The organism is Geothrix sp., assembly GCF_049292215.1.
Taxonomy (GTDB): domain Bacteria; phylum Acidobacteriota; class Holophagae; order Holophagales; family Holophagaceae; genus Geothrix.
This window is the reverse complement of record NZ_JBATQW010000007.1, coordinates 25,847-34,061: the sequence shown is the minus strand read 5'-3', so window position 1 is coordinate 34,061 and position 8,215 is coordinate 25,847. Positions and strand designations below refer to the sequence as shown.

Annotated in this window: 7 protein-coding genes and 1 tRNA gene; 1 reads left to right on the top strand and 7 read right to left on the bottom strand. The window is 66.5% G+C overall.

Features of this window, described 5'->3' with window-relative positions; genetic code table 11:
* Nucleotides 1-1,259: murein biosynthesis integral membrane protein MurJ (gene murJ / locus WAS25_RS00970; protein ID WP_422309419.1), on the bottom strand; the 1,259-nt coding region annotated here is incomplete at its 3' end.
* 346 nt (nucleotides 1,260-1,605) lie between these two features.
* Here murJ and WAS25_RS00965 point away from each other — a divergent pair.
* Nucleotides 1,606-2,013: a bacteriohemerythrin gene (locus WAS25_RS00965; protein WP_422309417.1), complete on the top strand. Its 408-nt coding sequence runs from the start codon at nucleotides 1,606-1,608 to the stop codon at nucleotides 2,011-2,013.
* A gap of 33 nt (nucleotides 2,014-2,046) precedes the next feature.
* On the opposite strand, the gene WAS25_RS00960 is transcribed toward WAS25_RS00965, so the two are convergent.
* From WAS25_RS00960 to acnB, 6 genes are all read right to left on the bottom strand, one after another.
* Nucleotides 2,047-2,122: transfer RNA gene (locus WAS25_RS00960), tRNA-Thr, on the bottom strand.
* A gap of 223 nt (nucleotides 2,123-2,345) precedes the next feature.
* Nucleotides 2,346-3,773, bottom strand: a complete 1,428-nt coding sequence (gene accC, locus WAS25_RS00955; RefSeq protein WP_422309415.1) for an acetyl-CoA carboxylase biotin carboxylase subunit — start codon at nucleotides 3,771-3,773, stop codon at nucleotides 2,346-2,348.
* 3 nt (nucleotides 3,774-3,776) lie between these two features.
* Entirely contained in the window at nucleotides 3,777-4,394 is a 618-nt protein-coding gene (gene accB / locus WAS25_RS00950) for an acetyl-CoA carboxylase biotin carboxyl carrier protein (protein ID WP_422309413.1), read from the bottom strand.
* A gap of 69 nt (nucleotides 4,395-4,463) precedes the next feature.
* Entirely contained in the window at nucleotides 4,464-4,931 is a 468-nt protein-coding gene (gene nusB / locus WAS25_RS00945; RefSeq protein WP_422309411.1) for a transcription antitermination factor NusB, read from the bottom strand.
* Nucleotides 4,932-5,417 (bottom strand): 6,7-dimethyl-8-ribityllumazine synthase, encoded by a 486-nt coding sequence (gene ribH, locus WAS25_RS00940; RefSeq protein WP_422309409.1) that lies wholly within the window; start codon nucleotides 5,415-5,417, stop codon nucleotides 4,932-4,934.
* Between the two features lie 112 nt (nucleotides 5,418-5,529).
* On the bottom strand, nucleotides 5,530-8,106 hold the full coding sequence (acnB, locus tag WAS25_RS00935) for a bifunctional aconitate hydratase 2/2-methylisocitrate dehydratase (RefSeq protein WP_422309407.1): 2,577 nt from the start codon (nucleotides 8,104-8,106) through the stop codon (nucleotides 5,530-5,532).
* Between the last annotated feature and the right edge of the window lie 109 nt (nucleotides 8,107-8,215).

Sequence of the window (8,215 nt, the reverse complement as noted above, 5' to 3'; positions counted from 1 at the left end):
AGCAGGAGCAGCAGGCCCGCGAGGCTGGCGAGCCCGTTGGCGAGGGCCAGGCCGCCGGTGCCGAGGGGGCTCAGCAAGGCGAGGCTCAGCGCGACGTTGAGTAGCAGCGTGAAGCCCGCAAGCGAGGCGGGTCCGCGGTAGTCCTTGAGGGCGTAGAGGGCCTGGTTGCCCAGGCGCTGGGCGGCCACGAAGACCAGCCCCAGGGACTGGAACACCAACGTGAGGGCGGTCCAGTCCGCAGCGGCTGGTCCGTAGGCGCCGGTGCGGAAGAGCAGGGCGCAGATGGGCCGCGCGAGCACCGCCAGGCCCACGGAGGCCGGTAGCACCAGGAGCGCCGAGGCCGAGATCGACTGGATGAGGCTGCGGTGCATGGCGGGCCAGTCCCGGGCCTCGGCCTGCCGCGACAGTGCCGGCAGGCTCGCCGTGGCCAGGCTCATGGCGAAGATCCCCATCACCATCTCGCCCATCATGCCGCTGTTGTAGAGCACCGTCTGGGCACCGTTGGGCAGCCGCGAGGCCAACATGGTGCTGATGAGGGCGTTAATGGGGTAGATGCCCGCGGCCAGCAGGCCCGGCCCCATGCGCTTGAGGGCCTTGAGCACCCAGGGATCCTTCAGGTGCAGACCGAAGTCAAGGCCGAAGCCCTCCTTCTGCACGGCGGGTAGCAGCACCAGCAGCTGGAGCACGCCGCCGGCCAGCACGGCGCAGGCGCAGACCACGGCCACGGTCTCGAAGGGCACGGGCCCCTGCCGCTGCAGCACCTTCAGGGCCGTCCAGCCGAAGGCGATGAAGGCCATGTTCCAGAACACCGAGACCGAGGCCGCCAAGGCGAAGCGGTGCCGCAGGTTCAGCAGCCCCGCGAAGCCCGCCGTGAGGCTCACCAGGGCCAGGTAGGGGAACATGATGCGGCCCAGCAGGGTGGTGAGCTGGGCCTGGGCCTCGGGACGGCCTCCCATGAGCAGGCCCGCCAGGGGCCCCATGACGAGCAGTACCAGCGCCACGCCCCCCAGCAGGATCGCCAGGAGGGTGCCGAGGAATTTCGCGGCCACAGCCTTCAGGGCAGCCTCCCCTTCGGCGGCCTCCGCTTCCGCCAGGGTGGGCAGGAAGGCGGCGGTCATGGTGCCCTCGGCAGTGAAGCGCCGCAGAAGGTTGGGCAGGCGGAAGGCCACCACGTAGGCGTCGGCGGCCGCACCCGCACCAAGCACGTGGCTCAGGAAGAAGGTCTGCGCCAGGCCCGTGAGCCGGCTGAGCAGCGTCATCAGCCCGACGACGCCCGCGGAGCGAAGCAGGCTGGGGGCGCCCGGGCCTCCGCTCATGCCCGGAAGAGCAGGGCGGGACCCGGGTTCACAGGGTCAGGTTCCCCGGCGTGCAGCACGGTGGGATGCGGAATGATGAGCATGATCAAGAGGATAGCGCGGGCCGGGGACGGCGTCCGGAAGCCGAGCGGGAGAGGGCTTCCGGGCCTGCCTTTTCCAGGGCATAGGGTGGTTACGAATCCGTCGAAAGGTTCCCTGGAAATGGAGCAGGAATGCCGGAAATTTCAGGCTACGGGATTCTCGTTCTGCACTAGCATGAACATTCTCCCCGAAGCCAGGGGGTGGGCACATGAGACGACGCAGGGAGACAGCCTTCAGTTCCATGGATCCGCGCATCGACGCTGACCACTACACCCTGTTCAAGCTCCTCGACCGCATGGGCACCCAGCGGCGGGCTTCGGACATCGATGAGCTCAATCCCCTCCTGGACCAGCTGCTCGAGCACACGTTCGACCACTTCACCCGTGAAGAGCAGATGATGCGGACCTGGGACTACCCTGGTACTGTCGGGCACGTCCAGGAGCACGAGGCCATGCGGAAGGCCTTCATCGAATCCCTGCGGCGGGTCGTCAAGGGCGACCAGGCCGTCCCTGCCTTCATCCAGCACGCCCGGGAGAGCTTCACCTACCACTTCGAGACCGCGGACATGGTGTTCATCCACTGGTTGCAGATGAACCGCCACACGGGAACGGGGTAGTGGCAGGTTTGCGAGGGAGTCCGGTCGAAGGGGTGGAGCCGCCTGCCGGAATTGAACCGGCGACCTTCTGGTTACAAATCAGATGCTCTGCCAACTGAGCTAAGGCGGCATGGATTCCAGTCTATCGGAGTCGGCGGGATTGCTGAACGGCGCTGGGAAGAGTGGGGCCAATCTGGTTGCTCTCCTCAGCGGTGTGGGTGACCCGCTCGGAATAGCTCAGGGGCGCTGTCTGCTCGCGACCCGCATGGAGATTGGGGCCAACCTGGTGGTTATGATCCGCGAAGCGAGTCCCCGTTCGGGACAGCGCCTGTGCGCTGTCCGCTCACGACCCGCTACCGCGGATCCCCCATCGGGTTCCGCTTCAGCTCTTCCATGAAGGTCTCCATCCACTTGGTGGAGAAGGCGCCGCTCACGAAGTCGGGGTGGTCCATGATGCGGCGGTGCAGGGGGGCGGTGGTCTTGATGCCCTCGATGACCAGGGTGTCGAGGGCCCGGCGCATGCGGGCGATGGCCTCGGTGCGGTTGGCGCCGTAGGCAATGAGCTTGGCCACCATGGAGTCATAGTGGGGCGGAATGACGGCGTCCTGGTGCATGGCGGTGTCTACGCGGATACCGGGCCCCCCGGGGAAGTGCAGGGCGGTGATGCGACCTGGACTCGGCGTGAACTTGAAGGGGTCCTCGGCGTTGATGCGGCACTCAATGGCGTGGCCCTTCTGGACCACCTCCGCCTGCGTGAAACTGAGCTTCTGGCCCGCGGCGATGCGGAGCTGTTCCTTTACGATGTCGATGCCCGTGACCAGTTCGGTGACGGGGTGCTCCACCTGGACGCGGGTGTTCATTTCCATGAAGAAGAAGTCGCCACGCTTGTCGAGCAGGAACTCGATGGTGCCGGCGTTGTAGTAGCCCACGGCCTTGGCGGCGCGCACGGCGGTGTCGCAGATGCGCTGGCGCAACTCCGGCGTGAGCACGGCGCTGGGGCTCTCCTCGATGAGCTTCTGGTGGCGGCGCTGGATGGAACACTCACGCTCGCCTAGGTGCACCACGTTGCCGAACAAGTCGCCCATGATCTGGACTTCGATGTGGCGCGGCTCCAGGAGGTACTTCTCCATGTAGACGCTGTCGTCGCCGAAGGCGCCCTTGGCCTCGGTGCGGGCGGTGTTGTAGAGGTCCGGTAGCTCTTCGGGGTTGTTGCAGATGCGCATGCCCCGCCCGCCGCCGCCGGCGCTGGCCTTAACGATGACGGGATAGCCGATCTGCTCGGCGACCACCAGGGCCTCCTCCACGGTCTCCACGAGGCCGTCGCTGCCGGGCATGAGGGGCACCCCGGCCTCGAGCATCGTGGCCTTGGCCTGGGCCTTGTTGCCCATCTTGCGGATGATCTCGGCGCTGGGGCCGATGAAGGTGATGCCGCAGGCCAGGCAGACTTCCACGAAGTGCGCGTTCTCGCTGAGGAAGCCGTAGCCCGGATGGATGGCCTCGGCGCCCGTGACTTCCGCGGCGGCGATGACCTGGGGGATGTTCAGGTAGGACTTGGAGGAGGGCGGAGGCCCGATGCAGACCTCCTCATCCGCGAAGCGAACGTGGAGGGCATTGCGGTCGGCCTCGGAATAGACCGCCACGGTCTGGATGCCCATCTCCTTGCAGGCCAGGATGACCCGCAGGGCGATCTCGCCGCGGTTGGCGATGAGGATCTTCTTGAAGGGAGGCGCGTCGAGGGGTGCCGCGATGGCGGCAGGCGCTTTGCGTTTGATGGCGCCCATGGCCTACCCAATCCTCACGGCGAACAGGCGCTCGCCGTATTCGACGGGGGTGCCGTTCTCCACCAGCACCTTCACAATCTCGCCTGCCACATCGCTCTCGATCTCGTTCATGAGCTTCATGGCCTCGATGATGCAGAGGGTCTGGCCGGGCTTCACGAAGTCGCCCGGGGAGGCGAACGGGGTGGCCGTGGGGTTGGAGGAGCGGTAGAAGGTGCCGACGATGGGGCTGGTGACGTAGTGGATGCCCGCCTCGTCCGCGGGGGCCGGAGCCGACTGCGGGGCGGCGGGGGCGGAGGGAAGGTGGTGGACCTGGGGCACCGGGGCGGCCATGACGATGGGGGCGGGCACGGGGGCCTGGATCACCGGAGCGGGACCATCCTTGCGGATGCGGAAGCGCATGTCACCGGCCTCGAACTCGAACTCCTGGAAGGGCTCGCGGCCCACGAGGGCGATGAGGGTCTTGATCTCCTCCAGTCCGATGGTCTGGACCGAGGCCTGGGCTGGGGCCTTGACTGCGGAGGCGGCTGACTTGGAGGCGGCGGGAGTGGTCCTGGTCTTGGCGGCGGGGCGAGGAGCCACGGTTTTTTTCACGGCAGCGGACGGCTTGCGGGAGGTGCTCATCAAGGCTCCAACGATCAGGTCAGGCTGGGGAAGGGATCGAGCATACCAAACCAGGGGGGGAGGGTCAGGTCACGATTCTTCAGAAGGTTCCGCCACGGGGACCTTCTTCTTGGCCCGGGGGCCGTTTTCTTCTGGTCGGAATTCTTTGCGGGCGGCATCAAGAATGCCGTTGAGGAATTGTGTGCCCTCCTGGTCGCTGAACTCCTTCACGATCTCCAGGGCCTCGTTGATGACGATGGGGAAGGGGACCTCCTTCACGAACATCAGCTCGTAGAGGCCCAGGCGGAGCAGGTTCCGGTCCACGACGGCCATGCGGTGGATCTTCCAGTGCTCGGCGTACTTGGTGAGGACGCCGTCGATCTCCTCCATCTGCCCGTGGACGCCGTCCACGAGGCGCCGGGCGTAGTAGAAGGCATCCCGGTTCAGATCCTGGATGGCGTAGAAGCCGGCAAACACCTGATCCGGCTGGTAGCCGGTCAGGTCCATGGCGTACAGCATTTGCAGGGCGTATTCACGCCCGCGGCGACGAACACCCATCTACTTGCGCCCCTTCTTGCCACCCAGAGTATGGGCCAGGTCCACCATCTCCAGGACGCTCTGGGCCGCTTCCCAGCCTTTGTTGCCCATCTTGGCGCCGGCCCGGTCAATGGCCTGCTCGACGCTGTCCGTGGTGAGCACCCCAAAGGCCAGGGGCAGCCCCGTGTCCAGGGCCACCTGGGCGGCGCCCTTGGTCACCTCGGCGGCGATCATGTCGAAATGCGGTGTGCCGCCGCGGATGACCGTGCCCAACACGATGACTCCGGCATAGCGGCCGCTGGTGGCGGCCAGCTTGGCCGCCTGGGGCAGTTCAAAGCTGCCCGGGACGCGGATGAGGTCCATCTGATCTTCGGTGCCGCCGTGGCGAAGGATGCAGTCCTTCGCGCCCTCGATGAGGCGCTCCACGATGAAGTCGTTCCAGCGCGAAGCGACCAGGGCGAAACGATCGCCCTCGTGCACGCGGATGTGGCCCTCAAAGATCCCCATGGGAACCCCCCGAAAGGTGGTTAAGAACTGACGAGCGTAACACAACCCTCGGCAGCGGTAACTCGGAAATGGCCCGGGGCGTGCCCCGGGCCATTTCGGGACTGGCAGGAACCTAGACCGTGACGGTGTCCGCGATCTCGCGGAAATCCGGAATCTGATCGAAGTTCATGTATCGGTAGATGTCGGCGGACTTCTTGCCGACGATGCCGACCTGTTCCATGTACTCGGCCACCGTGGGGATCTTGCCGAGCAAGGCGCAGATGGCGGCCAGCTCGGCGGAGGCAAGGTAGACCTGGGTATCGATGCCAAGGCGGTTGGGGAAGTTTCGGGTGGAGGTGGACACGGCCGTGGCACCCTTCCGCATCGACGCCTGGTTGCCCATGCACAACGAGCAGCCGGGCATCTCCATGCGGGCCCCGGTGCGGCCCAGGATGCCGTAGTAGCCCTCCTGCGTGAGCACGTATTCGTCCATCTTGGTGGGCGGGGCGATCCAGAGCCGCGTGGGGATGTCGGTCTTGCCGTCCAGCAGCTTCCCGGCAGCGCGGAAGTGGCCGATGTTGGTCATGCAGGAGCCGATGAACACTTCGTCGATGGCCTGGCCGGCCACGGCGGACAGGGGCTTGATGTCGTCGGGATCATTGGGACAGGCCAGCAGGGGTTCCTTCACGTCGGCCAGATCGATTTCGATGACGGCGGCATACTCGGCATCAGCATCCGGCGCGAGCAGTTCGGGCCTGGCGATCCAGGCCTGCATGGCGTGGATGCGGTTCTCCAGGGTTTGGCGGTGCTCATAGCCGTTGGCGATCATCCACTTCATGAGCGTGATGTTCGAGGTCATGTACTCGATGATCGGTTCCTTGTCCAAGTGCACGGTGCAGCCCGCGGCGGAGCGCTCAGCAGAAGCGTCGGACAGCTCGAAGGCCTGTTCCACCTTGAGCTTGGGCAGCCCTTCGATCTCGAGGATGCGGCCGCTGAAGATGTTCTTCTTGCCCTTCTTCTCGACGGTCAGGAGGCCCTGCTGGATGGCGTAGTAGGGGATGGCATTCACCAGGTCGCGCAGCGTGACACCGGGTTGCAGCTCGCCCTTGAAGCGCACCAGCACGGACTCCGGCATGTCCAGGGGCATGACGCCCGTGGCGGCGGCGAAGGCCACCAGGCCCGAACCCGCCGGGAAGGAGATGCCGATGGGGAAGCGGGTGTGGGAGTCGCCGCCGGTGCCCACGGTGTCTGGCAGCAGCAGGCGGTTCAGCCAGCTGTGGATGACGCCGTCGCCCACCTTCAGGGACACGCCGCCGCGGTTGGTGATGAAGGGCGGCAACTCGCGGTGGGTCTTCACATCCACCGGCTTGGGGTACGGCGCCGTGTGGCAGAAGGACTGCATCACCATGTCCGCGGAGAACTGCAGGCAGGCCAGATCCTTCAGCTCGTCGCGGGTCATGGGGCCTGTGGTGTCCTGGGAGCCCACGGTGGTCATGCGCGGCTCGCAGTAGGTGCCGGGACGGATGCCCGTGGTGCCGCAGGCGCGGCCCACCATCTTCTGGGCCAGCGAATAGCCCTTGCCCGTGTCCTTGGGAATGGCCGGGAAACGGAAGACCGTGGATTCGGGTAGGCCCAGGGCCTTGCGGGCCTTGGCGGTGAGGCCGCGGCCCACGATGAGCGGGATGCGGCCCCCGGCGCGGACCTCGTCGAAGATGACGTCAGACTTCACCTTGAACTCGGCGATGACCTGGCCGTTCTTCAGGGCCTTGCCTTCGTAGGGGCGCAGCTCGATGACGTCGCCCATGTCCATGCCGTTGACGTCCAGCTCGATGGGCAGGGCACCGGCATCTTCCATCGTGTTGTAGAAGATGGGCGCGATCTTGGTGCCGAGGCAGACGCCGCCGAAGCGCTTGTTGGGCACGCAGGGGATGTCCTCGCCCGTGAACCAGAGCACGGAGTTGGTGGCGGACTTTCGGGAAGAGCCGGTGCCCACCACGTCGCCCACATAGGCGATGAGGTGCCCCTTGGCCTTGAGGGCCTCGAGCTGCTTGAGGGGCCCCACCTTGCCGGGGTCATCCGGGTTGATGCCGGGGCGGGCGTTCTTGAGCATGGCCAGGGCGTGCAGCGGGATGTCGGGACGGCTCCAGGCATCGGGCGCGGGGGAGAGGTCATCGGTGTTCGTTTCGCCAGTGACCTTGAAGACCGTCAGCGTGAGGCTCTGGGGCACCTCGGGGCGGCTGGTGAACCACTCGGCCTCGGCCCAGGACTTCAGCACGGACTGGGCGTTCTGGTTGCCCTGGTCGGCCTTGGCCTTCACGTCGGCGAAGGCGTCGAAGACCAGCAGGGTCTTCTTGAGACCCGCGGCGGCGATCCCGCCCACCTGGGCGTCCTCCAGCAGGTCGATGAGGGGCTTCACGTTGAAGCCGCCCAGCATCGTGCCCAGCAGCTCGGTGGCCTTCTCGCGGGAGACCAAGGCGACCTTTTCGTTGCCGCTGGCAACATTCGCCAGGAAGGCGGCCTTGACCCGGGCGGCATCGTCCACGCCGGCGGGCACGCGGTGGGTGAGCAGGTCGAGGAGAAAGGCCTCTTCGCCCGCCGGTGGGTGGGCGAGCAGGGCGGCAAGCTCGGTCATCTGCGCGTCGGTCAGGGGCAGGGGCGGGATGCCCAGGGCGGCTCGCTCGGCGACATGTTGGCGATAGGCTTGAAGCACGGTCGACCCTCCTAAGAGCGCCGCTGGGCGCGGTCCGAACCCCCATTCTACATCCCACCGCGGCCGGGACGGCCCTTCCTTCCCCCTGGGCAGTCATGACTCAACCTCC